Source organism: Mangrovibacter sp. MFB070, assembly GCF_000705335.1.
Taxonomy (GTDB): Bacteria; Pseudomonadota; Gammaproteobacteria; order Enterobacterales; family Enterobacteriaceae; genus Mangrovibacter; species Mangrovibacter plantisponsor.
The window spans coordinates 104733-131663 of record NZ_JJMI01000053.1; the positions used below are offsets into that span (position 1 = coordinate 104733).

A 26931-nucleotide genomic window follows, 5' to 3' on the forward strand; every position below is an offset into this window, starting at 1 on the left:
TTAACCCTGATTATTGCGTTGTTCGAGGGAAGTGGTAACGGCACTGAGTAATGCCGGTATATCATTTTGCGGCAACATCACTTCAATAAAAGATAACCGGCTGGCACAGGATGCGGTTTCCAGTACGCTTTGCAACTGCACAGCTTCACTCACCCGCCAACTCTGCGCCTGGCAGGATTCGCTCATTGCCTGGGGCAGGTGCGTCCAGTTCCATTGCGCAATGTCATTATAAGGCTGTTCAGCACCGTGAATGGCCCGTTCAACTGTATAGCCACGGTTATTGAGCAGTAAGATAATGGGCTTCAGGCCATCGCGTAGCATGGAACCCAACTCCTGAATTGTGAGTTGCGCCGCGCCATCACCAATAATGACTATCACCCGTCTCCCTGGCAACGCGGTTTGCACACCATATGCCGCAGGTAAGGCAAACCCAATTGAGCCCCATAACGGCTGAACCACCATTTTGGCGCCATGTGGCAGCACTAACGACGCCGCGCCAAATGATGCCGTACCCTGATCGGCAATAATAATATCCCCTGGCTTCAGTGCATCCTGCACCACCCGCCATAATGCATCCTGGTCGAGCAGCCCTAACTGGCGCGGAACCCGAGGCTCAGGCGCCGGAATAACAGGTTGTCTTGGCAAGTCCGTGCGGCAAAGTTGTTGCAGCAGGGTCAGAGTAGTGCTCATGGGAATACCATGGAACCACTGTTCGCCAACCCGCACGGCATCGGGCTGAACATCCACGGTCTGTTCCTGTGAAAGGTTCTGGCTGAATCCACAAGTAATGGTGTCAATAAACTTCACCCCAACACAAAACACCAGGTCTGCCTCTTCAATGGCATGTAACACCCGTAAAGTGCTTGATTTACCGCAATACAGCCCAACAAAGCCGGGGTTGGTTTCATCGAACAGGCCTTTACCCATCATCAGGCTGGCATGAGGTAATGGATTCTCATCCATCCACGCCTGCAAAACCGGTTGCGCGCCGAAGCGTTGAGCCAAAAAGTCGGCCAGCAAAGCAACCCGGTGGCTGCCACGAATTTTATCGCGCAGTGCATTTCGCAATGCGTCAAGCTGGTCAGGATGTACAGGTGGCAGTGTTGGAGTGATAACGTTTACAGGAGGTTGTACAGAAATTTTTGCAACATCGGCAGGTAACTGCAAATAACCGGGTTTACGTTGAGTGAGCATGTCATGCAATACCCGGTCTATTTCCCGACAGGCATTTTCGGGAGTCAGTAACGCCTGGCTACAGGTAATTTCCGCCGACATACGCTGAAAGCGCTGAAACTCACCATCCCCTAAAGTGTGGTGCACCAGATCCCCGGCCCGTTGCGTTTTCAGGCAAGGCGCCCCCACGATATGTATCACTGGCAAGTATTCAGCACAGCTTCCGGCAACCCCATTCAGCGCGCTCAACTCACCAACACCAAAAGTTGTGACCAGGGCGGCGGCACCACGCGCCCGGGCATAACCATCTGCGGCATAAGCCGCGTTTAATTCATTTGCACACCCCACCCAGTTTAAATGTGGGTGCGTCACAATATGGTCAAGTAACTGTAAATTATAATCGCCCGGCACCCCAAAAATATGCGCGATACCACACTCGCTGAGCCTGTCAACGAGGTAATCCGCCACAGTGTAAGAGCCCTGCATAGTAATGATCCTTATAACATTTACCTTTAGTAAGTATTGTGGATGTGTGATCGATGTCCAGGATAAAACCGGAAAAAGTCATGGAACGCGCGCTTTACAATGACTTCAGTTATGCTGGTTTCTGAATGTAAACGTATACACAAAGGATGGAACAATATGGTTTACCAACCGAATCCAGGCCGCTATGAAACGATGCGCTGGCGTCGCTGTGGGCGTAGTGGCTTACAATTACCGCTGGTTTCACTGGGGTTATGGCATAACTTTGGAGAAAACAGCCAGCCTGAGAATTGCCGCCGCTTACTGCGCCGTGCTTTTGACCTGGGTATTACCCATTTTGATTTAGCGAATAATTATGGTCCACCGCCAGGTTCGGCTGAAACCCAGTTCGGTGCTCTGTTGCACAGTGATTTTGCAGCATTACGCGATGAACTGGTTATTTCAACCAAGGCGGGCTATACCATGTGGCCTGGCCCCTATGGTGACTGGGGTTCACGCAAGTATCTTATCTCCAGCCTGAATCAGAGCCTGAAACGGATGGGGCTGGATTATGTGGATATTTTCTACCACCACCGCCCGGACCCAAATACTCCACTGGAAGAAACGATGGGCGCTCTGGACAGTATTGTCCGCCAGGGTAAAGCACTGTACGTGGGTATTTCCAATTACCCGGCGGAGCTGGCACGTAAAGCCAGCCAGCTGTTGCGGGAAATGGGAACCCCCTGCCTTATTCATCAGCCACGTTATTCTATGTTTGAACGTACGCCGGAACAGGGCCTGCTGGATGTACTGGGGGAAGAAGGTGTCGGGTGTATTGCCTTTTCGCCTCTGGCTGGAGGGTTACTGACTGATCGTTACCTGAATGGCATTCCTGCAGATTCTCGTGCTGCCAGCACCAGTCGTTTTCTGACTCCGGACAACCTTACCCCTGAAAAACTCGCCATTATTGGTCAGTTGAATGACCTGGCTGCTCGTCGGGGGCAAAAACTGGCGCAAATGGCGCTGGCATGGGTGCTCAGAAATGAAAATGTGACCTCGGTGCTGATTGGTGCCAGTAAGACCAGTCAGCTTGATGATGCGGCGGGTATCGTGAATAACCTGACTTTTTCTGAGGAAGAAAAAGCTGATATTGAGACTATTCTTGGTGGAAATGGTCTGAAATAAACAAAAAATTAGGTTTTCTCTGATCCCTTCATGGCGAAATCTCCGTCATGATGTAGCTATCAGACCGGAAGGTCACGATAGTGAAGGAGTAAACCATGTTAAGGTCACTGATACTTGCTGCCGCAATTATGACGGCAGTGCCGCTGGCAGCAAGCGCCGCCGAAATTACGCTTTTGCCGGCGATTAAATTACAAATTGGCGACCGCGATAGCTATGGCAACTACTGGGATGGCGGCCACTGGCGTGACCGTGATTACTGGCGCCGTAATTATGAATGGCATGATGGTCGCTGGCGTCACCATGATAACGGGCGCCACCGTGGTTGGGATAAAGGCCGGGCTTATAAAGAAGGCTACCGGGACGGCTGGCATGACGGCGATGACCGGCGTGGCCCGCCACACCATCGCCACTGATCTTCGCTAAACAACCAGACACGCACCCGGCAAAACTTTGGCGGGTGCTTTTTTATTTAGCCGATTTACATTCCCGGGAATGCGCCCAGTAACAACCAGATATTCAATGCCACCACCACCAGCACAATCCCCCAGCCCAGCAGTTTGGTGTTACGGCTGTTAACCAGTTCGCCCATCAGCCGCGAATCACTGGTAAATACCAACAACGGAATCAGCGCCAGCGCAATACCGAAGCTCAGCAGCACCTGGCTCATTACCAAAATCCGGGTGGGCTCAAGACCCAGCAGAATGACAACAAATGACGGGATCATAGTGACTGCACGCCGCACCCATAATGGAATGCTGAAGCGGATAAACCCCTGCATAACCACCTGCCCGGCCAGTGTTCCCACCACCGTAGAAGATAACCCGGCAGCAATCAGGCTTAAGCCAAATACCGTGGCTGCTCCATGGCTGAGTAATGGCTGCAGTGTCAGATATGCCTGTTCAAGATCGGCCACACCTGCATGCCCATTGAAATGGAAGGCCGCCGCCGCCGTTGCCATCATTGCCAGGTTAACAAACCCGGCAATTGCCATAGCAATACCGACATCCCATTTAGTGGCACGGTAACGTTCTTGCTTACTGCCATCATGCAGATACTGAGTCAGTGAGGAATGCAGGTAAATAACATGCGGCATGATAGTCGCACCCAACACACCAGCGGCGAGGAATACTGCCTCACCGGTTGGCAGCGCCGGGATAATCATGCCTTTTGCAAGGTCAGCCATGCGTGGCTGAGAGAAGATAAGTTCCACTATATATGCAGCAGCAACGAATAACAGTAACCCGCCAATAACACGTTCAAGTGGCTTCTGGCCACGCCGCTGTAACATCAGGATGAGCCAGGTCGCAATGCCTGTCAGCACCGCCCCCTGTAGTAAAGACACCCCAAAGATCAATTTAAAGCCAATGGCGGCACCAATAAACTCAGCCAGGTCAGTGGCCATCGCGATGATTTCCGCCTGAACCCACCAAAACCAAACCAGTGGGCGCGGATAATGATCACGAATATGCTCCGCCAGGTTTTTGCCCGTCGCGATACCCAGTTTGGCCGAAAGAATCTGAATCAGCATCGCCATCAGGTTTGCCCAGACTACAACCCACAGTAACTGGTAGCCAAAACTGGCCCCCGCCTGAATATTGGTGGCAAAGTTACCCGGGTCAATATAGCCAATCGCGGCTATAAAGGCAGGCCCCAGCAAGGCGAGCCTGAGCTTTCTCACACTCCGTCCTTTTGTTTGTACGCTGCTGTTGGTCATAATCCGCCTCTAAATATAGCCTTTGCTATGTTTCATGCTAGCAAAACGATAATGATTATCAAGTTCATTTGGAGTGATAATCATGATTGTTGTGATAGCCGGGAACGATAGAAAAAAGGAAGGTTATACGTGTACTGTTACCCAATAGTACCGTGAGAGCAGGTTAACACAATGTAAATTTTTTGATTGCTATACGCAACTTTTATCATCTTTACCTAACATAACATTTCTGTATCACAGCTCACGATTTCGCCTTACCACCAAACAAGCGCCTAATAATGTGCTCTATGTCTCGTTTTATTCTTTTCTGTTGCATAGAATGTGCACGGAAATTTAACCTGCCTCAAATTTGGAGCAAACATGTCCCGCGTTCTGCACTTTATTTTAGCGCTTGCGATTGTCGCGCTACTGGCTTTGCTGGTCAGCCATGACCGCAAAAGCATCCGGCTTCGATACATTGTTCAGTTACTGGTAATTGAAGTTTTACTGGCCTGGTTTTTCCTGCATTCAGAAGCAGGTCTGGGCTTCGTTAAAGGCTTCTCTGAACTGTTCGAAAAATTGCTCAGTTTTGCTAACCAGGGTACCGATTTTGTCTTCGGGAAAATGAATGATCAGGGACTGGCTTTCTTCTTCCTGAAAGTTCTGTGCCCTATTGTGTTCATCTCCGCACTGATCGGGATTTTGCAGCATATTCGTGTACTGCCTGTGGTTATTCGCCTGGTGGGTACCTTGCTGTCCAAAGTAAACGGAATGGGGAAACTGGAATCTTTTAACGCTGTAAGCTCGCTGATACTGGGACAATCAGAAAACTTTATCGCTTATAAGGATATCCTCGGCAAAATGTCACGCAATCGCATGTACACCATGGCAGCAACTGCAATGTCTACGGTGTCTATGTCAATTGTTGGCGCTTATATGACGATGCTCCAGCCCAAATATGTTGTTGCCGCACTGGTACTCAACATGTTCAGCACTTTCATTGTTCTCTCACTGATCAACCCTTACCGCGTTGATAAAAGTGAAGAAAACCTGCAAATGTCTAATTTGCACGAAGGGCAAAGCTTCTTCGAAATGTTAGGTGAATACATTTTGGCTGGCTTTAAAGTGGCCATTATTGTTGCCGCCATGCTGATTGGTTTCATCGCACTGATTTCTGCGCTGAATGCATTGTTTGCAACTGTTCTGGGTATCTCGTTCCAGGGCATTCTGGGTTATATCTTCTACCCTGTAGCCTGGGTAATGGGCGTGCCATCTAACGAAGCACTCCAGGTCGGCAGTATTATGGCGACCAAGCTGGTCTCCAACGAGTTTGTTGCCATGATGGACCTGCAAAAAATTGCCAGTTCACTGACACCGCGAGCAGAAGGCATTCTGTCTGTCTTCTTAGTGTCTTTCGCTAACTTCTCCTCAATTGGGATTATTGCCGGGGCGATTAAAGGCCTGAATGAAGAGCAAGGAAACGTTGTATCTCGTTTTGGACTGAAGCTGGTATACGGTTCCACACTGGTCAGCGTTTTGTCTGCTTCTATTGCTGCGCTGGTGCTGTAACCCCACCAGAGTATGAACTGACCATTAATGCTGACTTAAACAGGGAAAGTGTGTGCTTTCCCTGTTTACACCAACGCACCGCCTCAGGTTACTGAGGCTGGTACTGCATCACAGCCATCACGCCAGGAGCTCTGGCTTGCCAACCAGATACCCTTGCAGGTAATCCACCCCCAGGTTGAACAGCAATTCACGCTGCGCTGCTGTTTCAACAAATTCCGCCACCACATCCAGCCCACGATACTTTGCCAGTGCACAGATAGACTGGACAATAATTACGTCCTCAGTGCTGCTCGTGATATTCCGGATAAAGCAACCGTCAATCTTGATAATATCGGCATCCAGCCGTTTCAGGCGCTCATAGTTAGAGTAACCTGTACCAAAGTCATCAATCGCTATCATAAACCCGGCCTGGCGGAGTAGCTGAATATTACGCGCGGTATGTTCTGCAGTAGAAAATGCCTGTTCTTCAGTTACTTCAATCACAATGCGGCTGGCATCTACCTGGCTTTCAGCAAACAGGCGCACAATACGCTGAGCTGCGCCATTTTGCATAAGTGTAACCGGCATCAGGTTGACCGAAAAACGCCGTTTTTCCCCACGAGCGACAGGGGACGACAAATAGTTCAATAACTTAGCCATAACCAGCATGTCAAAATAAACACTTAAATCACATTGCGTGATTATAGGGAGAAATGTATCCGGCATCATGATGCGCCCGTCCACCATCAGACGGCTGAGAATTTCGTCGTACCGTTCACCTGAGCGCCCGACAATAGGTTGCCCGACCAGCAGCAGTTGCCCGTTATCCAGTGCCTGCTTTATCTTCTGAAACAGCTCTACTTGCCCGGATGTTACTGACATGACACTTTCAGGTTGTGTATCCAGGCCAATCACTGGCTCAAGTGCGTTAGTTTGCTCAGCCAGATAACTCAGTTGCCCCAACAAACGGTTCAGTTCACCAGGTCCGGGCATTATCCTGCCCCAGGCCGCCATATGTTCAATGGTCAGTTGCTGTTCTTTCCAGGGTACACGCCGCGCGTTCAGGATACTTACCATCTGACGCAAGCGCTTCTCATGGTTTCCTTCATGTAAATACAGTAACACTTCACACCCAATAAACTGGAAAACCCGCTCATTCGGGCGCAAGTGCACAGACAATGTCTGGTCCAGCAGCGATTTACAATGAGCCCGCATTAAGAAGCCATAGTGGCGGCCGAGGAACTCCAGGTTATTGAGCCGAATACAACAAAGTATGCCACCGGGGTGTGTTTTCATATGAGCATCCAGTGCTCGCAGGTTGGGTAACCAGGTCATAGGGTCTGTCAGTGCGTGGTTGTGCCACACCCGCTGTAACCGCGCGCCACGGTTATAGATGCGTATCATGTAATACAGGCAGACAGTAAATGCGATAAAAATTGATAATGTAAATGCCAGTACCGGCCCATAATTAATGCTGTGCACAAAATTCTTATTACACTGAATAAGGGCAAAAGCGGAAATCGCCCACAGAATGGCAATGAAAGTCGCTCCCGGGCTGCGGATCCCTACCGTAAAAATAAAAAATAATAATGGCAACATATATGCAGAAAACAGTTCACTGCTTACCGGGGAACAGAACATCCACATGAGAAAAAACAGGGCTGATAGCCAGACAACCGTTTTCGTTCTGCTTGCCGGTGAAAAATAAGGCTTAATCCTTACCAACCACATTGCCCGTCGAAATGCCGGGCTTAACAATATCCTCAGAGCATAATAAACCGGGGGAGAGAACACTAAAGAAGAAATAACAAGGCTTTGTACATCAATAACATTGAACAAATAAGATGCCATACCAAAATAAGGCGACAACTCATCAGGAAACGAGACAAACATGCCTGTCAGATACATTAGCGCTTTTATTAAACACGGGGCAGCAAACCCCAGCGCACAAATCAGTATCGTACCATTACGCCCCATAATATCGTACCGCCAGCGCCGCCCTGCCCACCTTCTCAGGGCACCACAAACCGCGATGACAGGCGCCAGCACACAGCCAATAAACAGCAAGGTAAGCCAGGGCGATTCAGCGGGGAACAGCCACAAATAGACAGCAACAGTAGCGATAGTAAGTGGAATAGCAGCAGTACGGCCCCAGAGTAATAACACAGAAATAATAACACTTAGGGGGAGCCAGCTCAGGTAGTTGGGCTCATCATCAAGCCAGGTTGAAGGTGAAAAATGGCGGGATACAGCAATAAGAACGGTGCTTATTATAAAAATAAACAATTGCCTTTGTATCTTCTTAAAAAAAATATCCATTTTCATTAACAAATCCCTTTACCGTTATCATTACCCTATACCGGCACACCGCTAATTATTTGATTAATTACGCTCCCTGTGAACCGCCAACACACCGAAGCCGGGTTTAACACAACCGACACATCAGGCGCTTGTGATATATTATTTATATTTATAATTTCGGGCAATAAATCATTCACCACAATACATAATTGTTCTGATAAATAATAAAACATCAAAAAAGAAGAGAAAAAAAGACAAAGGAATACAAATAAAGAGATTTTGAATGAAAACGAGAAATATTCACATGAGCAAAGTGCTCAAGCAAACGGGTTGCAATGGTTACGGCCCTTGCGAACCGTTTCTCGTTAAGCAGAACCAGGCAGCCATAATCAGGGGGAATCTGGCGCAAACACTACACACTATTCACCAGGGCTTGCCTGCCTGGTGCTGGTAGCGCCTGGTGGCCGTAACCCGCTCATAACGCCGCGGCCAACCATAAGTATGAAGTATTATGTATGAGATAATAGTTTACCCACCCAGAGCAGAGCGAAGGAACAACAAAGCCTCGACTACCTGCCATTGGTGAATAAAAAAAACACCTGCATCTCTGAGAGACCAGGTGTTTTTTTGCCCTGTTACACAGAGCCAACGAATTTTGGTGGAGCTAAGCGGGATCGAACCGCTGACCTCTTGCATGCCATGCAAGCGCTCTCCCAGCTGAGCTATAGCCCCACGATTTCAGGAAACAACGACTGTGTTATTTACGCCAAATAAAGCGTAATACCAACAATGAGTTGGTGGAGCTAAGCGGGATCGAACCGCTGACCTCTTGCATGCCATGCAAGCGCTCTCCCAGCTGAGCTATAGCCCCAATCCTGAACACGTTTCCGTGTTGACGGGCGGCATGATATGCAACCCCTTGTCTGGTGTCAACGATGAAAAGGGGCATCCTGAATCAAACGCTGAAAAAGCCAGCAAATCAGGCTTTTTTTTTCGAGGCACCCCCAGTTCCAGGAATTCGAATCACAAAATCACGTTAAAGGATGCTATAAAATCGTCATGTAATGCCGGGTTAATAGAAAAAACAAGGACATTGAGATGCTCAAGGACCAGATAACGTCAAGTAAACTGTCAGCTGTGGCTGACTTTAGCCCCCACATCATCAATTCATCGGTAGCTGCCTGTGTCTGGCACTCCCCTGGTAACCAGGCAATGCAAAAAAGCGTGGCCATTTTAGTAAGAACACGCCAGCAGATACGGAACTTTTTGTTTAAAACCATTAACTGTGTGGTTTGCCATCCCGCAACGGGTAAGCAGGTGAACAGATAATGAACATATTTAAAAGCAAAATGACACCGGCGGAATTGGCACAACTTGTTGGCTACAAGCCTCAGACGATTAATAAATGGATCAAGAAACATGGCTGGCAAACGTCACAGATTAAAGGAGTGAAAGGTGGCAAAGCCCATGCAATACATATGACGCAGGAAGTACGCCGTTTTATGCTCAGCACCCGCAATTTGCGCCAGGCGGCAGATCAGCCAGAAGCCATTCCTTTATCACTTATTTCTGTTGAATCCCCACTGATGGATGATGATTTTTTCAGTTCGCAACTGATGTCAGTACTGTTTCAAATGAGCGAAGAAGAAAGGCGCGGGCTCCTGTCGTTACTGGCACGAGAAGGTATTTCAGGCATGCTATCACGCCTGGCAATTAGCTAATTCCACCCATGGTGAGTAAGGCCCTGGGCCGTGTAACTACCTGGCTTCCCTTGTTGTTGAAAAACGGATAGTGCTTAACGCAGCCCAAAGTAAGGCATGTAAAACAAAAAAACCGGCTCACTGAGCCGGTTTTTCACAAACAGGTAGCAGAGCTTACTGCTGTGCTTCACGCTGTGCAATAAAGCCCAGCGCCTGCTGAATACGAGCCAGGCTGCGGGTTTTACCAATAGCATGAACAGTCACATCCAGTGCCGGAGACTGCCCCGCACCAGTAACCGCTACACGCAGAGGCATCCCCACTTTACCCATACCCACTTCCAGTTCATCTGCCGTTGACTGAATAGCGTGGTGAATGTTTTCCGGAGTCCATTCAGCAATTGCAGACAGTTTCTCACTAACCACTTCAAGCGGCTGGCGGGCAACCGGGCGCAGATGTTTCTTCGCAGCATCAGCATCAAATTCACTGAAATCTTCATAGAAGTAACGGCAGCTTTCAGCAATTTCTTTCAGAGTTTTGCAACGTTCGCCCAGCAGTTTCACCAGGTCGGCCAGTTGAGGGCCTGTCTGGGTATTAATATTTTGCTGTTCAATATGCCACTGCAAGTGCGTGGCAACATATTCAGCCGGTAAGGTATTAATGTAATGGTGGTTCAGCCACAACAATTTGTCGGTGTTGAAAGCACTGGCAGATTTACTCACCGCTTCCAGCGTGAACAATTGTTTCATTTCATCAATAGTGAAAATTTCCTGATCGCCGTGTGCCCAGCCCAGTCGAACCAGGTAGTTCAGCAACGCTTCTGGCAAATAGCCTTCATCGCGGTACTGCATAACGCTTACTGCACCATGGCGTTTAGATAATTTTTTACCGTCATCACCCAGAATCATAGAAACATGGGCGTATTCCGGTACAGGTGCTTTTAACGCTTTCAGGATGTTTATCTGACGCGGAGTATTGTTGATATGGTCTTCGCCACGAATAACGTGGGTAATCCCCATATCCCAGTCATCTACCACAACACAGAAGTTATAGGTCGGGGAGCCGTCGGTACGGCGGATTATCAGGTCATCAAGTTCCTGGTTGCTGAACTCAATAGGGCCGCGAATTTTATCATTAAAGATAACGGAGCCTTCCTGAGGGTTAGCAAAACGCACAACATGGGGTTCATTTGCGTCATGATGGCTGTGATCATGGAGGCAGCGCCCGTCATAACGTGGTTTATCACCCTTTGCCATCTGGTCTTCGCGCAGTTTTTCCAGGCGCTCTTTAGAGCAGTAGCATTTATATGCGGTCCCTTCTTCCAGCATTTCATCAATGACCTTGTTATAACGGTCAAAACGTTTGGTCTGGTAGTACGGGCCTTCATCCCAATCCAGACTCAGCCAGTTCATTGCATCCATAATCGCATCGATAGCAGGCTGCGTAGAGCGTTCAAGGTCGGTATCTTCAATGCGCAGGACGAACTCGCCCCCCAGATTACGGGCATAAAGCCAGGAATATAAGGCAGTACGGGCACCACCAACATGCAGGTAACCAGTTGGACTTGGCGCAAAGCGGGTTTTGATTTTCATTAAGTGGCCTTAGTACGTAAATATGCCGGAACACGGCAAATGCCGGGAAAACAAAGTGGGCAATATTCTACCACTGTATGCTGATTCCTCAATCTTGAGTCTGTCTGTGTGAACAGAAAGGTGACTTTTTGCTGGTTAATCTTATAAAAACGGGCATTTCGTCACCATGATGGCTAAATTTACGACGAACAAATAAAAACTTTAGAAAAGGCGTTGACTCATTTCGTTCTCTCCCTATAATGCGACTCCACACAGCGGGGGTGATTAGCTCAGCTGGGAGAGCACCTCCCTTACAAGGAGGGGGTCGGCGGTTCGATCCCGTCATCACCCACCACTTTTAATGTGGTTCCCGCAGTGTAAAGTAAGAAATTGAGATTGGGTGATTAGCTCAGCTGGGAGAGCACCTCCCTTACAAGGAGGGGGTCGGCGGTTCGATCCCGTCATCACCCACCAATCTCACCAGCTGGATTTCTTGCAATGAAGTAATGTAGTACCGAAGTGGGTGATTAGCTCAGCTGGGAGAGCACCTCCCTTACAAGGAGGGGGTCGGCGGTTCGATCCCGTCATCACCCACCACTTCGGGTCGTTAGCTCAGTTGGTAGAGCAGTTGACTTTTAATCAATTGGTCGCAGGTTCGAATCCTGCACGACCCACCAATGTAGAAAGGCGCCCTAAAGGCGCCTTTTTGCTATGCGTAAAAAGTGCAGAATGAGAACCTGCCTTTCCCCCGGACTCATCCCATATCTTCCTGCCAGCACAATCCGTATTATCATCAATAAAAAGGATTCAATCTGTCAGGAAAAACCATGAGTAAACCCATCATCACACTTAACGGGCTAAAAATTGTCATCATGCTGGGAATGATGGTTATCATCCTCACCGGTGTGAGAATTGCTGCAGAAATAATTGTGCCGTTCGTTCTGGCAATATTTATCTCCGTTATTCTTAACCCCGTCATCCAGTATATGGTGCGCTTACGCGTCCCCCGGGCACTGGCTATTTTTACATTGATTTCATTGACCATTTTTTTGGTCGTTGTGCTACTGGCTTATTTGGGTACCACGCTTAACGATTTGGCGCGCACCCTGCCCCAGTACCGAACGTCATTAGTGATACCTCTGCAGACCATTGAGCCCTGGTTGCAGCGGGCCGGGATAAAAGTCTCCGTTGAGGAACTCATCAAATATATTGACCCCAACTCCGCTATGACCTTTATTTCAACGTTGCTAACTCAGCTATCCAGTGCCATGACCAGTATATTTCTGCTGCTACTGACAGTGGTATTTATGTTACTGGAAGCCCCTCAGTTGCCAACAAAACTGCAATATACCTTGTCACGTCCCAATGCCGGTATGGCAGCTATGCAACGGGCTATCGACAGTGTGTCCCGTTACCTGGTGTTGAAAACTGCCATCAGCCTGCTAACCGGGTTAATCGTCTGGCTAATGCTACTGGTGCTTGGTGTACAGTTCTCCTTTATTTGGGGCCTGCTGGCGGTAGCGCTGAATTTCATTCCCAATATAGGATCGGTGCTGGCAGCCATTCCGCCGATTTTGCAGGTACTGGTCTTCCGGGGTGTGTACGATGCGCTGACAATAATGGCGGGCTATATGGTGATTAACCTGGTTATCGGTAATATTCTGGAGCCACGTATGATGGGGCGCGGATTGGGTTTATCCACTCTGGTGGTTTTTTTGTCATTGATCTTCTGGGGATGGTTACTGGGAGCCGTAGGAATGCTGCTCTCCGTGCCACTCACTATTGTGGTGAAAATTGCTCTGGAACAGTCTGAAGGGGGCAAGCGTATTGCCATGCTGCTGAATGACGTACCGAACTATAAGTAAAACAATCCCCCTGGAGCAAAGCTTCAGGGGGTTACATATGGGGGATTACGGGCGGTATACTTTTACATTGGCAAACCCTTGCTCACGCAGGTAAAGGGCCTGTAACCGGCTCATTACGCCACGCTCACACCACAACAAATAGTTTTTGCTCTGGTCGAGGTCACCAAATTTGGTGCTCAGTTTGTAAAAAGGCAGTGACGCCACCTCCACTCCATCCACAGCGAATGGTTTGTCTTCCTGCTCATCAACCGAACGAATATCCAGTAATACATCGTTTGGCCCAAAACCGTTTACGGTCTCAACTTCAACCACGACTTCATCGGTTTGTGTGGCGATATCGCGAATATCCATATTCACTGCATTCTCTACCACCTGGTCGAGGATGCTGAAATCAAAATGGGCTTCTTCCGCCTCAATTTTAGCTTTCACCGCTTTTACTGTCGGGCTTTTGGAGATAACACCGCAGTATTCAGGCATGGTACGGGCAAAATCTTCAGTACCAATTTCACGCGCCAAATCGATAATGTGTTCTTTATCCCAGGAGATCAGTGGGCGCAGTACCAGCGTGTCGCTTACATTGTCGATAAGCCGCAAGTTAGTCAGCGTCTGGCTCGATACCTGCCCCAGCGCTTCACCTGTCACAATTGCCTGGACACCGTAACGCTCTGCAACTTTGGATGCGGCGCGCACCATCATACGTTTCAGTACCACGCCCATCTGGCCGTCATCCACTTTTTCGAGGATTTCACCCACAACGGGCTCAAAGTTAATCGCAACAAAACGTACACGGTGCGAACTGCCGAAGCGGTTCCACAAATAGTGTGCAACCTGGCGAACCCCAATTTCATGGGCGGCACCACCAAGGTTAAAGAAGCAGTAATGCACCCGGCAACCACGGCGCATCAGCATATAACTGGATACACCTGAATCAAAACCACCAGAAATCAGTGACAACACATCTTCCTGGGTACCAATGGGGAAGCCGCCAATCCCTTCATAGCGCCCTTCAACAACCAACAGCCTGTCGTCTTCAATTTCCAGGTTGACCGTCACATCGGGTTTCGTCAACTTCACTTTAGCTGACTCGATATGCTGATTCAGGCCACCGCCAACATAGCGCTCAACCTCGATAGAGCTGAACGGGTGTTTGCCACGGCGCTTAACACGAACACAAAACGTTTTATTTTCCAGTTGGGAACGGTAACGCTCCAGCGTCTGCTCGAAAATATTGTGCATGTCAGTGAACGGCAGGTCTTCCACCTCAAGAATATGGTGGATACCAGGAATACGGGTCAGCGCATCACGAATTGTTTCGCGTTGTGTTTCGTCTTTCGCGCGTACAATGATGTGGTCCCAGTGGCGGACAACAGCAAGGTCTTCATCGTAATGCTTGAGAACGTTACGGATGTTTCCGGTCAGAATCTTAATGAAGCGCAACCGCACAGATTGGCTTTTGATGGTGATTTCCGGGAACAATTTAATGATAAACTTCATGGCGGCAAGGATTCGTTGGTCAGCCTGCATAAGCGGGCAGGAAAATGAAGTACTGCTGGCGAAAGGCCAGCATCCGAAAGCGCGACAGTATATCATCATCATTGTGAAACTGCGCACATAACCTGGCCTGGATACATTATTTGCTTATCATTTTTACTCCGCTACCATGTGGCTTAGTAAAGATGACTTAATCAGGAAGCTGTATTCGCTATGCCGAAGAAAAATGAACAACCCGCCAGCTTTGAAACGGCGCTGCAAGAACTGGAAACCATTGTTTCCCGTCTGGAAAATGGCGACCTTCCGCTGGAAGACGCGCTCAACGAGTTTGAACGTGGTGTACAACTGGCTCGCCAGGGCCAGCAAAAATTACAGCAAGCCGAGCAACGCGTACAAATTTTGCTGTCGGAAAATGAAAACGCACCGCTGACTCCTTTCAAGCCGGATGCCGAATAACAATGGATTTTAATCAGTTATTAACTGTGTATGCGGCCCGGGCAAATACGGCAATAGCCGGTTTTATCAATACATTACCTTTTCAGGGTTCTGCATTGGTTGGCGCAATGGAATATGGCGCACTCCTCGGGGGTAAGCGCCTGCGTCCTTTTCTGGTTTATGCCACCGGGAAAATGTTGGGTATGCCACTCAGTGTGCTGGACACACCTGCCGCGGCCATTGAATGTATCCACGCTTACTCATTGATCCATGATGATCTGCCGGCCATGGACGACGACGACCTGCGCCGTGGGCAGCCAACCTGCCATATTCGTTTTGGCGAAGCCACCGCCATTCTCGCAGGCGATGCCCTGCAAACCCTGGCTTTCTCTATTCTGAGTGATACCGACATGCCCGGTGTTTCTGATTCTTCCCGGGTGGCAATGCTCCGTGAATTAGCCAGTGCCAGCGGTGCTGCAGGAATGTGCGCAGGCCAGGCACTGGATCTTGAAGCTGAAGGTAAGCATGTTGATTTGGCGGCACTTGAGCGTATTCATCGCCATAAAACCGGCGCACTGATTCGTGCAGCTGTACGCCTGGGCGCACTGAGTGCCGGTGAAAAAGGCGCTGCGGCATTACCTTTATTGAGCCAGTTTTCAGACAATATCGGGCTTGCTTTCCAGGTCCAGGATGACATTCTGGATGTCATCGGTGATACCGCTACGCTTGGGAAACGCCAGGGGGCAGATATTCACCTTGGCAAAAGCACCTACCCGGCTTTATTGGGGCTGGAGCAGGCACAAGCCCGGGCACATGAGCTGTGTACTCAGGCACTTGAGGCCCTTGCCGGTTTACGTGCACAACATCTGGATACACAGCCGCTGGAAGCACTTGCACATTTTATAATTCAAAGGGATAAGTAAACACCGGGTTAGCATGATGTAAACGCATGCTAAATACGGGATAATGTCTCTTACCGGGAGGATGCCGCCGGGCGGTATCCTGTTTCCCATTATTACCATATGAGTCTCTGATGAGTTTTGATATTGCCAAATACCCGACCCTGGCGCTGGTTGACTCCCCGCAAGAGTTACGGCTGTTACCACGCGAAAGTCTGCCTAAAGTGTGCGATGAACTGCGCCGCTATTTGTTGGACAGTGTCAGCCGCTCCAGTGGGCACTTTGCTTCGGGCCTGGGCACCATTGAACTGACAGTGGCCCTGCACTATGTCTATAACACACCGTTTGACCAGTTGATTTGGGATGTCGGTCACCAGGCATATCCACATAAAATTATCACTGGCCGCCGCGATAACATTGGCACCATTCGTCAGAAAGATGGGCTGCACCCTTTCCCGTGGCGCGAAGAAAGTGAATACGACGTGTTAAGCGTCGGGCACTCATCCACTTCGATTAGTGCCGGGCTGGGCGTTGCTGTTGCCGCAGAAAAAGAAGGCAAAGGCCGCCGTACTGTGTGTGTTATTGGCGATGGCGCCATCACTGCAGGTATGGCGTTTGAAGCGATGAACCATGCGGGTGACATCAAATCCGACATGCTGGTTATTCTCAATGATAACGAAATGTCGATTTCGGAAAACGTGGGCGCGCTGAATAACCACCTTGCACAATTGTTGTCTGGCAAGCTCTACTCCAGCCTGCGAGAAGGCGGTAAGAAAGTGTTCTCTGGTGTACCACCTATTAAAGAATTACTGAAACGCACTGAAGAACATATTAAAGGCATGGTGGTTCCCGGAACCTTGTTTGAAGAGCTGGGTTTTAACTATATTGGCCCGGTTGACGGCCATGATGTGGCAGGGTTAGTGAGCACCCTGAAAAATATGCGCAGCCTGAAAGGGCCACAATTTCTGCATATCATGACCAAGAAAGGCCGTGGTTACGCTCCGGCTGAAAAAGATCCCATTTCATTTCATGCGGTACCTAAATTCGATCCGCAAAGCGGCACACTGCCAAAAGCGACTGCCACTCAGCCCAGTTATTCGAAAATTTTTGGTAACTGGTTATGCGAAACAGCGAAACAGGATGACAAGCTGATGGCGATTACGCCAGCCATGCGGGAAGGATCCGGTATGGTCGAATTCTCCCGCCAGTATCCTGACCAGTATTTTGATGTCGCCATTGCTGAACAGCATGCCGTTACTTTTGCAGCTGGCCTGGCAATTGGTGGCTATAACCCGGTCGTCGCCATCTATTCAACATTTTTACAACGTGCTTACGACCAGTTGATTCATGATGTTGCCATTCAGAAACTGCCGGTGCTGTTCGCCATAGACCGGGCCGGTATTGTTGGTGCCGATGGTCCAACTCACCAGGGCGCGTTTGACCTGAGTTTCCTGCGCTGTATTCCGGGTATGGTGATTATGGCGCCGAGTGATGAAAACGAATGCCGCCTGATGCTGCACACGGGTTATCACTACAAAGACGGGCCGTCTGCAGTGCGTTACCCGCGAGGCAACGCGCGTGGTGTTCCACTTACACCGCTGGAAGTACTGCCTTTGGGTAAAGGCCGCCTGTTACAGGAAGGCAAGGATATTGCGATTCTGAACTTTGGCACACTGTTGCCAGAGGCTGAGCATGCTGCGCAGGAGTTGAATGCCACCCTGGTGGATATGCGCTTTGTGAAACCCCTGGACGAAAGCCTGATCCTGGAACTGGCAAGCCGCCATTCTGCACTGGTCACGCTGGAAGAAAATGCGGTGATGGGTGGTGCCGGCAGTGGGGTTAATGACGTTCTGATGGCACACCGCCAACCGGTTCCTGTTCTGAACCTGGGGCTGCCAGATACCTTTATTCCGCAGGCGACACAGGATGAAGCCCGTAGTGCTCTTGGTCTTGATGGCCCGGGTATTACACAACGCATCCGTACATGGCTCGGATAAAACTGTCTTTTACTGCTCTCCTTTCCTCTCCTGCTATGCTTAAAGCAAACTTTTTCTCATTGCAGGAGAGGAGTCATGGAATATACCACGCTGGGTAAAACCCACCTTCGCATTTCCCGTTTGTGTCTTGGTTGCATGACATTTGGTGAGCCAGAGCGTGGGCGACACGCCTGGACCTTGCCGGAAGAAAGTAGCCGCGACCTGATTCAGTACGCCCTTGGCCGGGGGATTAACTTTTTCGACACTGCCAACAGCTACTCCGATGGCAGTAGTGAAGAAATCGTTGGCCGGGCATTGCGTGACTTTGCTCGCCGGGAAGATGTCGTCGTCGCCACCAAAGTCTATTTCCCTGTAGGCGATTTAACCGAAGGCCTGTCACGCAAGCAAATTATGCGCTCCATTGATGACAGCCTGAAACGCCTTGGAATGGAGTATGTAGACCTGTTGCAAATCCACCGCTGGGACTACAACACACCACTGGAAGAAACCCTTGAAGCACTGCACGATGTCGTTCAGTCCGGTAAAGCGCGCTTTATTGGCGCATCATCCATGCATGCCTGGCAATTTGCTAAAGCACTGTTCACCCAGCGCCAGCACGGCTGGAACGAGTTTGTTACCATGCAGGACCAGTACAACCTGATTCAGCGTGAAGAAGAGCGGGATATGCTGCCATTGTGCTACGACCAGGGCGTTGCCGTTATACCATGGAGCCCACTGGCTCGCGGGCGTTTAACCCGCCCGTGGGGAGAAAATACAGCCCGTTCAGTGTCTGATGAATTCGGTAAAAGTCTGTATCAGTCCAGTGAAGCAAATGACGAACAAATTGCCCAGAGAGTGGCCGCAATCGCCCGCGACAAAGAAGCCAGCCGTGCCCAGGTGGCCCTGGCATGGTTGTTAAGTAAACGAGGGGTTGCCGCACCAATTATTGGCTCATCGCGCAAAGAGCAGCTTGAAGACTTACTGAATGCTGTAGATTTGAAACTCAGTGAAGAAGATATTGCCGAGCTGGAAACACCTTACCAGCCGCATCATGTAGTTGGCTTTCGTTAACTATCGGCACAACCTCACGTCCGCACAGAACAAGAGGATGTCACCCAATAAAAAACCAGGAAAATCAATTCATTGATTTTCGGCCACTCACTAAAAAGAAGGAAAAACCACGCTTTTTCCTTCTTTTTCATCAATATGAACCAGCCCCCGGTTACAGGGCTGGTTCAGAGCTCAACTCAGTAAACCAATGGGCCAGTAATGGCCACATAAATAGAGTGCAGCAGCAGCGATAACCCCGGCAACAATGTCATCAACCATAATGCCCATGCCGCCATGCACATTTTTGTCAAACCAGCGGATGGGCCAGGGTTTCCACATATCGAAAATACGGAATAGCACAAACCCCACAGCCACCCAGCGCCAGTCATTGGTGGGCAGTGCCATCAGGGTTATCCACATGCCGATGAATTCATCCCACACAATACTCCCGTGGTCATGAACCCCCATATCACGAGCCGTTACGTGGCACAAATAGACCCCAATACAGATCCCCAACATTAGCACCAGTACATACAGTTGCCAGGGCAGAAAGCTCAGCAAATACCAGAAAGGAATAGATGCCAGGGACCCCATCGTGCCTGGGACTATCGGGCTTAAGCCACTGCCAAAACCGGTCGCCAACAAATGCCAGGGGTTGGATAACCTAAGGCGACGTTTGGCCGCGGCTTTTTCAGACGGTTGCAAAGTGGTCATATCCGTGTAACTCCAGTTGTACCGGCTTTCCTTGTTGCATCAGCATCAGCCCGTCGCTGGCAACTGTCATTTGCCCTACACAAGTCCAGGGAATGCCTAAATGACCAATTGCCACGTCCAGCGCTCCACGGTTAACTTCCGGCACCGTAAAGCATAGCTCGTAATCTTCCCCTCCGGCCAGCGCCCACTCCTGCGCCTGCTCCATTGAAGTGCTGGCTTTGAGTGCGTCAGAAAGCGGCAGGTTATCCAGCTCCAGGCGGGCACCACAGCCACTGGCTTTCAGTATGTGACCCAGGTCAGAAATCAGTCCATCGGAAAGATCGATAGCACTGCTGGCCAGATCCCGTAACGCCTGGCCGTGAAGAATCCTCGGTTTAGGGCGCAGATGCCGGCTCACCAGCCAGTCAGCATGAGCCTTATCTTCCACCTGCAAACGTTTCTGAAGAATTGCCAGCCCGGCAGCGCTGTCGCCAGGTGTACCGGTCACGTAAATCCAGTCTCCCGGGCGTGCGCCACTGCGCTTCAACGCTCTGCCATGAGGAACAAAGCCATGAATACCCAGAGTCATCGCCAGAGGGCCTTTCGTGGTGTCCCCACCGATTAACTGCATATCATAGTAACTGAGTTGCTCGAACAGACTGTCACTGAAGGCAGCAAGCCAGCTCTCGTCTACATTTGGCAGGGTTAATGCCAGGGTAAGCCAGGCTGGGTCTGCCCCCATTGCCGCAAGGTCACTAATATTTACCGCCAGTGCTTTACAGGCAATATCGGCAGGCGCCATATCAGGAAGAAAATGAATACCACTCACCAGCGTATCAGTGCTGATCGCGAGGGTCTGGCGTTCAGGAACAACCAGTAAGGCACAGTCATCGCCAATACCTGTTTCCACATCCCGCCGCGAACTGCTGACACGATTGAAATAGCGGTCTATTAACGAAAATTCACCGCAAGCCATACAAAAAGCCTCAACAGATAAAAAAACAAAGGCCGGGAAACCCGGCCAATGACAACAATGCTGGTGCTGCCTTACAAGACAACACGCCATGTATCAAACTTATTTCCGGTGTGGGCGCACCTGAGGCGCTACTTTGTCGAGAACACCGTTAACAAACTTATGGCTATCTTCTGCACCAAACGTTTTAGCCAGTTCAATCGCTTCATTGATGGCCACTTTATATGGGACATCATCACGTTTAGACAGTTCAAACAACGCAATACGCAGTACCGCTTTTTCCACCTGCCCCAACTCTTCGAGCTGGCGAGATAATACAGGCTTCATAAGCTCGTCGAGATATGCGCTGTTATTCGCCACCCCGGCCAGCAGTTCACGGAAGTACATGACGTCGACATCTTTCACGTCCTGTTCCGCCAGGAACTGGTATTCAACATCTGCGATGTCGTTCTGGGACAACTGCCAGGAGTAAAGCGCCTGGACGGCACACTCACGGGCGCGGTGACGAGCAGCAGGTTTCACGGAATTCCCCTTACTAAAAAAATCAGGCCTTAATGGCTTTCAATACATTGATCATTTCGAGCGCGGTCAGGGCAGCTTCTGCACCTTTATTACCGGCTTTCGTACCAGCACGCTCAATTGCCTGCTCAATACTTTCGGTAGTCAGAACACCGAAGGCTACCGGAATTTCGCTATCCTGCGCGACATGAGACAAGCCAGTGCTTGCACCACCTGCAACATATTCAAAATGGGCAGTACCGCCACGGATAACAGTACCCAGAGCAACAACCGCGTCATAACGGCCGGTTTTCGCCAGTGCGCCAGCAGCCAGAGGCAGCTCATACGCACCCGGGACCCAAACCACGGTGATATTTTCATCTTTTACCTGACCAATACGTTTCAGGGCGTCGATGGCACCGTCCAGCAGGCTGTCGTTGATGAAGTTGTTAAAACGCGCGATTGTGATGGCGACGCGAGCGTCCGGGGTAGCAACGGTAGCTTCAATAATGTTCATACTCTTCCTTACGAGTTTTGTGTGGCCCCCGCAGGGGGGCGGATTTTATCATAATCTTTCAGGCACTGCTTACTTTTATGCGCCTTATGCACTGAATGCCATCTCTTTGCTGGCATTCTGGCAAAGCGCATATTCCTGACTCAGTGACTGGTATCAGGCACCAAATGCAGGCAGAGGTCTGGCCCAACCTGGCGAACCTGGCTGAAAACCAGCTGTGGCGCATCGGCCAGCATGGTCAGCCCCGGTAATGCGCACAGCCCACGAGCATCATTGCCCAGCAGTTTTGGCGCCATATAGACAATCAGCTCATCCACCAGGCCTGCCTGTAATAATGCGCCGGAGAGTTGTGCGCCGGCTTCCACCCACACACTATTAATTTGGCGCTGGCCCAGTTGCATCATCAAAGCGACTAAATCCAGATGCCCTTTATGTTCAGGTAACACTAACTGCTCCACCGCCTCCGGCCATGGTTGTGTATCCGCTGTTGTTCTGGCAAGCCAGGTTTGCCCTGGCTGGCTGATAAGCTGGTGAGCCGGAGTCACGCGGTTATGGCTGTCGATAATCACCCGAACAGGCTGGCGCAAAGCCGATTGAGGATAAATACGTTGTGTATCAGCGCCAAGTTCCTGCCAGCGAACAGTCAGCGCAGGGTCATCAGCCAGAACTGTCGCGCTGCTGGAAAGAATAGCGGCACTCTGCGCACGCAAACGCTGCACATCACGGCGTGATTGCGGTGAAGTAATCCACTGGCTTTCCCCGCTGGACATAGCTGTGCGCCCGTCCAGTGACGCCCCAAGTTTCACCTGTATCCAGGGGAAACCAGTACGCATACGTTTTAAAAAACCACGGTTAAGACCTTCAGCTTCGCTATTCATTAACCCATGGCTGACATCCACACCAGCCTGCTGTAAATGATACAACCCGCGCCCGGCGACTTGCGGGTTTGGGTCTTGCATAGCCGTAACAACCCGGCTGACACCTGCAGCGACCAGAGCTTCACAACAAGGTGGGGTTCGCCCGTAATGGCTGCATGGCTCAAGCGTAACATATGCTGTTGCGCCGCGAGCTTTATCCCCTGCCATACGCAAAGCGTGTACTTCGGCATGCGGTTCGCCTGCACGGTAGTGAAAACCTTCACCGACGATTTCACCATCTCGCACAATCACACAGCCAACATTAGGGTTAGGATGGGTGGTAAAACGACCACGGCGCGCCAGCTCTAACGCCCTGGCCATGTAGCCTTCATCGTGCATTATTTAATCCTGTAAGCGGGCAATCTCTTCGCCAAATTCGCGAATATCTTCAAAGCTGCGGTAGACAGAAGCAAAACGAATATAAGCGACTTTATCGAGCTTGCGTAACTGGTCCATCACCAGATTACCAATCATTTTACTTGGGACTTCACGCTCCCCTGTAGCCCGGAGTTGTGACTTAATATGATTCAGCGCCATTTCAATGTCGTCTGAGCTCACGGGCCGTTTTTCCAGCGCTTTTTGCATACCGCTGCGCAACTTATCTTCGTTGAAGGGCTCACGCACATTGTCACTTTTCACTACGCGCGGCATAACCAGCTCCGCCACCTCAAAGGTGGTGAAGCGTTCATTGCATACCAGACACTGCCGCCTACGCCGCACAGATGAGCCTTCACTCACCAAACGCGAGTCGATGACTTTCGTATCCACTGCAGAACAAAATGGGCAATGCATAAGGCTTCCTGATTGATTGTTGCAATAGTTGGATAGTTTACCCTGGAGTTTTCAGACGACAAACCCGGATGATTTGAGATAAAGGCGCTATGCCTTTCATTACGCGCCCGCTACCCTGAACATAACCTCGTTATTATGGATCATTTTCCTATGAAAACCTGTTACCAGTCAGGGCTATTTATCCTGGTCACCACATTGATGGTAAGTGGTTGCACACCTCAGGCCGAAGTCAGCAGTGTGCACCAGGACGTACAAACGTTAAGCCACGAAATGCGCACACTGCAAACAGAAACCCGGGATGTCGCCTGGCAGAACGCACTGAATGCCCGCTCAACTGAAGGCGCCTGGTTAATCCCGGGGGCAAACACACCAGCCCGGCTTACCAGCCAGTTGGGGTTATTAACCTTCACACTGTCCCGTGTTGGGCCAACAGGAAATGGTGTCACGGTTTATATTCATATTCACCGGGATGGTGATAAAGGTTTACCGGCATTTAACGGCAATCTGGTATGGGGAAAGCTCTCTGGCACACTTGAGCATTACCAGCAAGTGAATACCCACTCACTGCAATTTCAGGCACCTGCCGCGCTGTCAGCACCGGTTGACATTGATCTCGCCATTCACCTGCCAGACACCCAACTCAGCGATGTTGGCTTTATCCGTATTCATGGATTGTCACCGTCTGACACCAGCATGGATACGCCAGATACCACCCAATAGAGCACCACATATTCTCTTGCAGCCACTGGCGGATTGATACCGCTGGCTGCAACCTCCCCATTCGGCTACTGCTCACTCATGACAATAATGAGATTCACGTCACATTTTTAACGCAAACATTTAAGCTTATTGCAGGAATGCTTCAGCAAAAAGTATTTTGTATTGGACTGTAAAATTAAACCAGATAGAATTTCGTTGTTTTATTAGCACAAACGTGAACGCAATCGATTTCGCTTATGCAAGTTATATTAACTAAACATATATTTGTGAGGCAGAATAAGAATTGTGACGTGCTAAAAAACAAACATATCTGGCAATAGCAACTGCCTTCCCATGCATTTGCGACATCTAAAACAGTGGTCACTACATGAAAAAAACACTTTTAGCGGCAGGCGCAGCTGTCGCACTTTCTTACACTGTATCTGCACAGGCTGCAGACAACAGTGGTGAATACCTCTCAGACTGGTGGCATCAGAGTGTTAACGTGGTGGGCAGTTACCACACACGCTTTGGGCCACAACTCCGTAATGACACATACCTGGAATATGAAGCTTTTGCCAAAAAAGACTTCTTTGATTTCTATGGCTATGTGGATTTACCCCGCTTCTTTGGTGGCAACTCCACTTCTCAGGGTATCTGGAACCACGGCTCCCCGCTTTTTATGGAAATCGAACCACGCTTTTCCATCGATAAGCTAACCGGAACCGACCTGAGTTTTGGGCCGTTCAAAGAGTGGTATTTTGCCAATAACTACATCTACGATATGGGCCGGAATAAATCTGGTCGTCAGAGCACCTGGTATATGGGTTTAGGTACCGATATCGATACCGGCCTGCCAATGGGACTGTCTCTGAACATTTATGCCAAATACCAATGGCAGAACTACCTGGCAGCGAATGAGAACGAATGGGATGGTTATCGCTTCAAAGTGAAATACTTTGTTCCGATTACTGACCTGTGGGGCGGTAAGCTGACTTATATCGGTTTCACCAACTTTGACTGGGGTTCCGATTTAGGTGATGAACCTAACCGTACCAGCAACTCAATTGCTTCCAGCCACATTCTGGCACTGAACTATGACCACTGGCATTATTCTGTTGTTGCCCGTTATTTCCATAACGGCGGCCAATGGGATGATGGTGCAGGCTTGAACTTCGGTAAAGGTGATTTCAACGTGAAATCAACTGGCTGGGGCTATTACCTGGTTGTGGGTTATAACTTCTGATAACAGAATGTGATTCCCCCTCACCCTGTGCCTGCCAGGCGGGCATGGGGTGAGATTTTCCTCCTGAGCTTTAATTCGCATTTATTCTTCACTTCATTTCTTTTACCTGCTGTTCTGTTTACCACCAGACTGTGCCAAAGGATTTATTCCCCGTAGCCAGCACTCATCAAGCGTAAGCTGTTTGTTATTCCCCTTGCCAACCCTGGTGTAACAGGCAAAAAAAACCACGGTGTTTAACCACCGTGGTTTTTACCAGCCAACAACAAAGCAGGGTTAAGGCAGAATGCGCGGTTGATCCGCCCCTTCTTTCTCAACTTTCTGTTGCAGCATATGCTCACGACGCATGCCCAGTTTCAGAGCCAGCGCAGAAGCCACATAAATAGATGATGCCGTACCGATGGTGACACCAATCAACATGGTCAGCGAGAAGCCTTTCAGCACCGGGCCGCCAAAGAGATACAGCATCAAAATAACCATCAAAGTGGTACCGGACGTAATCAAAGTACGGTGCAGCGTCTGGGTCAGTGACACGTTAAAAATTTCGTAAGGTGTACCGCGGCGGATCTTGCGGAAGTTTTCACGAATACGGTCAGAAACCACGATGCTATCGTTCAGTGAATAACCGATAACCGACATCAACGAGGCCACAATAGTCAGGTCTATCTCAATGTGAAACAGAGACAGAACCCCCATGGTGATAACCACGTCGTGCGCCAGTGCCAGAACAACCCCGGCAGCCAGACGCCATTCAAAACGGAAACCCACGTAGATAAGGATACAGATAAGCGCAGCAAACAATGCCATACCGCCTTTCTGCGCCAAATCAGCACCTACGCTCGGGCCAACAAACTCAATACGTTTTACCGTTGCCTGTTGGTGAGTGGTTTCATTAATTACACTAACCACTTTATTACCCAGTTCCTGGCTGCCATTAGCGTTATGCACTGGCGGCATACGAACCATGATGTCGCGGCTGCTACCAAAGTTTTGCAATAACGGGTCAACAAAACCCGCTTTTTGCAGAGCAGAACGCATCAGATCCATATCTGCAGGTTTTTCGAGGTTAATTTCAATCACCGTACCACCGGTGAAATCCAGACCCCAGTTAAACCCACGAACCCCCATTACAACCAGGGAAATAACCAGCAGCAAACCAGAGATGCCGAAGGCCAGGTAATCCCAGCGCATAAAGTCCCAGACTTTACGGCCGTGGTTCAATTGTTCAACAGTATATTCCTGTGCCACAACGCAC

General features: G+C 49.8%; 24 protein-coding genes and 6 tRNA genes. 16 read left to right on the forward strand and 14 right to left on the reverse strand.

Translation table 11 applies throughout. From position 1 onward, the window contains the following. Positions 1–1659 carry an alpha-keto acid decarboxylase family protein gene (locus DT73_RS23585; protein ID WP_036116135.1) on the reverse strand — a complete coding sequence of 553 codons (1659 nt, stop codon included), beginning with the start codon at positions 1657–1659 and terminating at the stop codon, positions 1–3. 156 nt (positions 1660–1815) lie between these two features. Between DT73_RS23585 and mgrA the strand changes: the two genes are divergently transcribed. Together mgrA and DT73_RS23595 are read left to right on the forward strand one after the other, a co-directional pair. Next, positions 1816–2820 (forward strand): L-glyceraldehyde 3-phosphate reductase, encoded by a 1005-nt coding sequence (mgrA, locus tag DT73_RS23590; RefSeq protein ID WP_036116137.1) that lies wholly within the window; start codon positions 1816–1818, stop codon positions 2818–2820. A gap of 95 nt (positions 2821–2915) precedes the next feature. Next, entirely contained in the window at positions 2916–3233 is a 318-nt protein-coding gene (locus DT73_RS23595; RefSeq protein ID WP_036116155.1) for a DUF2502 domain-containing protein, read from the forward strand. A 65-nt stretch (positions 3234–3298) separates the two neighbouring features. On the opposite strand, the gene DT73_RS23600 is transcribed toward DT73_RS23595, so the two are convergent. Next, a complete protein-coding gene (locus tag DT73_RS23600; RefSeq protein WP_036116157.1) occupies positions 3299–4534 on the reverse strand; it encodes an Nramp family divalent metal transporter in 1236 nt (411 codons plus the stop codon). 360 nt (positions 4535–4894) lie between these two features. Here DT73_RS23600 and DT73_RS23605 point away from each other — a divergent pair, with 360 nt between their 5' ends. Next, positions 4895–6082, forward strand: a complete 1188-nt coding sequence (locus DT73_RS23605) for a NupC/NupG family nucleoside CNT transporter (RefSeq protein WP_036116160.1) — start codon at positions 4895–4897, stop codon at positions 6080–6082. 117 nt (positions 6083–6199) lie between these two features. On the opposite strand, the gene DT73_RS23610 is transcribed toward DT73_RS23605, so the two are convergent. The 3 genes from DT73_RS23610 to DT73_RS23620 all read right to left on the reverse strand — a co-directional run bounded on the left by DT73_RS23610 (position 6200) and on the right by DT73_RS23620 (position 9233). Next, entirely contained in the window at positions 6200–8386 is a 2187-nt protein-coding gene (locus tag DT73_RS23610) for an EAL domain-containing protein (protein WP_084172350.1), read from the reverse strand. Between the two features lie 632 nt (positions 8387–9018). Then, positions 9019–9094: transfer RNA gene (locus tag DT73_RS23615), tRNA-Ala, on the reverse strand. Between the two features lie 63 nt (positions 9095–9157). Next, a tRNA-Ala gene (locus DT73_RS23620) sits at positions 9158–9233 on the reverse strand. Between the two features lie 457 nt (positions 9234–9690). On the opposite strand from DT73_RS23620, the gene DT73_RS23630 reads away from it, so the two are divergent. Beyond that, a complete protein-coding gene (locus DT73_RS23630; protein WP_051691528.1) occupies positions 9691–10083 on the forward strand; it encodes a YfeC-like transcriptional regulator in 393 nt (130 codons plus the stop codon). A gap of 153 nt (positions 10084–10236) precedes the next feature. Here DT73_RS23630 and gltX read toward each other — a convergent pair whose 3' ends face one another. Continuing rightward, positions 10237–11652 (reverse strand): glutamate--tRNA ligase, encoded by a 1416-nt coding sequence (gene gltX, locus DT73_RS23635; RefSeq protein WP_036116164.1) that lies wholly within the window; start codon positions 11650–11652, stop codon positions 10237–10239. A 258-nt stretch (positions 11653–11910) separates the two neighbouring features. Here gltX and DT73_RS23640 point away from each other — a divergent pair. The 5 genes from DT73_RS23640 (at position 11911) to DT73_RS23660 (ending at position 13496) form a co-directional block, all read left to right on the forward strand. Continuing rightward, positions 11911–11986, forward strand: a tRNA-Val gene (locus DT73_RS23640). A 43-nt stretch (positions 11987–12029) separates the two neighbouring features. Beyond that, a tRNA-Val gene (locus DT73_RS23645) sits at positions 12030–12105 on the forward strand. A 47-nt stretch (positions 12106–12152) separates the two neighbouring features. Continuing rightward, positions 12153–12228, forward strand: a tRNA-Val gene (locus DT73_RS23650). 4 nt (positions 12229–12232) lie between these two features. After that, positions 12233–12308 (forward strand) — tRNA-Lys (locus DT73_RS23655). A gap of 150 nt (positions 12309–12458) precedes the next feature. Further along, entirely contained in the window at positions 12459–13496 is a 1038-nt protein-coding gene (locus DT73_RS23660) for an AI-2E family transporter (RefSeq protein WP_036116166.1), read from the forward strand. A gap of 45 nt (positions 13497–13541) precedes the next feature. Here the strand turns inward: DT73_RS23660 and thiI are convergent, their stop codons facing one another. Beyond that, positions 13542–14990 carry a tRNA uracil 4-sulfurtransferase ThiI gene (thiI, locus tag DT73_RS23665; protein ID WP_036116167.1) on the reverse strand — a complete coding sequence of 483 codons (1449 nt, stop codon included), beginning with the start codon at positions 14988–14990 and terminating at the stop codon, positions 13542–13544. Here thiI and DT73_RS26965 point away from each other — a divergent pair. From DT73_RS26965 to DT73_RS23685, 5 genes are all read left to right on the forward strand, one after another. Next, entirely contained in the window at positions 14977–15111 is a 135-nt protein-coding gene (locus DT73_RS26965; protein ID WP_255358370.1) for a hypothetical protein, read from the forward strand. The genes thiI and DT73_RS26965 overlap by 14 nt on opposite strands. A gap of 89 nt (positions 15112–15200) precedes the next feature. After that, entirely contained in the window at positions 15201–15443 is a 243-nt protein-coding gene (gene xseB / locus DT73_RS23670) for an exodeoxyribonuclease VII small subunit (protein ID WP_036116168.1), read from the forward strand. A gap of 2 nt (positions 15444–15445) precedes the next feature. After that, complete coding sequence (ispA, locus tag DT73_RS23675) at positions 15446–16345, forward strand: (2E,6E)-farnesyl diphosphate synthase (RefSeq protein WP_036116169.1); 900 nt, start codon at positions 15446–15448, stop codon at positions 16343–16345. Positions 16346–16455: 110 nt separating this feature from the next. Beyond that, on the forward strand, positions 16456–18318 hold the full coding sequence (gene dxs / locus DT73_RS23680) for a 1-deoxy-D-xylulose-5-phosphate synthase (protein ID WP_036116170.1): 1863 nt from the start codon (positions 16456–16458) through the stop codon (positions 18316–18318). A 75-nt stretch (positions 18319–18393) separates the two neighbouring features. Continuing rightward, on the forward strand, positions 18394–19368 hold the full coding sequence (locus DT73_RS23685; RefSeq protein ID WP_036116171.1) for an aldo/keto reductase: 975 nt from the start codon (positions 18394–18396) through the stop codon (positions 19366–19368). Between the two features lie 171 nt (positions 19369–19539). Here the strand turns inward: DT73_RS23685 and pgpA are convergent, their stop codons facing one another. From pgpA to nrdR, 6 genes are all read right to left on the reverse strand, one after another. Beyond that, complete coding sequence (gene pgpA, locus DT73_RS23690; RefSeq protein WP_036116173.1) at positions 19540–20061, reverse strand: phosphatidylglycerophosphatase A; 522 nt, start codon at positions 20059–20061, stop codon at positions 19540–19542. Next, positions 20039–21016, reverse strand: a complete 978-nt coding sequence (gene thiL / locus DT73_RS23695) for a thiamine-phosphate kinase (protein WP_036116176.1) — start codon at positions 21014–21016, stop codon at positions 20039–20041. The genes pgpA and thiL overlap by 23 nt, the downstream gene beginning before the upstream one ends. 99 nt (positions 21017–21115) lie before the next feature. Next, positions 21116–21535 carry a transcription antitermination factor NusB gene (nusB, locus tag DT73_RS23700; RefSeq protein WP_036116178.1) on the reverse strand — a complete coding sequence of 140 codons (420 nt, stop codon included), beginning with the start codon at positions 21533–21535 and terminating at the stop codon, positions 21116–21118. A gap of 22 nt (positions 21536–21557) precedes the next feature. Beyond that, on the reverse strand, positions 21558–22028 hold the full coding sequence (gene ribE, locus DT73_RS23705) for a 6,7-dimethyl-8-ribityllumazine synthase (protein ID WP_036116180.1): 471 nt from the start codon (positions 22026–22028) through the stop codon (positions 21558–21560). Positions 22029–22168: 140 nt separating this feature from the next. Then, positions 22169–23281: a bifunctional diaminohydroxyphosphoribosylaminopyrimidine deaminase/5-amino-6-(5-phosphoribosylamino)uracil reductase RibD gene (ribD, locus tag DT73_RS23710; protein WP_036116181.1), complete on the reverse strand. Its 1113-nt coding sequence runs from the start codon at positions 23279–23281 to the stop codon at positions 22169–22171. A 3-nt stretch (positions 23282–23284) separates the two neighbouring features. Then, positions 23285–23734 carry a transcriptional regulator NrdR gene (gene nrdR / locus DT73_RS23715; protein ID WP_036116183.1) on the reverse strand — a complete coding sequence of 150 codons (450 nt, stop codon included), beginning with the start codon at positions 23732–23734 and terminating at the stop codon, positions 23285–23287. Between the two features lie 150 nt (positions 23735–23884). Between nrdR and DT73_RS23720 the strand changes: the two genes are divergently transcribed. Further along, positions 23885–24454, forward strand: coding sequence for a DUF3251 domain-containing protein (locus DT73_RS23720; protein ID WP_036116185.1), 570 nt, complete (start codon positions 23885–23887; stop codon positions 24452–24454). Between the two features lie 367 nt (positions 24455–24821). Beyond that, the gene (locus DT73_RS23725) at positions 24822–25679 is read left to right on the forward strand and encodes a nucleoside-specific channel-forming protein Tsx (RefSeq protein WP_036116188.1); all 858 of its coding nucleotides are present in this window, start codon (positions 24822–24824) and stop codon (positions 25677–25679) included. A gap of 273 nt (positions 25680–25952) precedes the next feature. On the opposite strand, the gene secF is transcribed toward DT73_RS23725, so the two are convergent. Further along, positions 25953–26924: a protein translocase subunit SecF gene (gene secF / locus DT73_RS23730; protein ID WP_036116190.1), complete on the reverse strand. Its 972-nt coding sequence runs from the start codon at positions 26922–26924 to the stop codon at positions 25953–25955. Between the last annotated feature and the right edge of the window lie 7 nt (positions 26925–26931).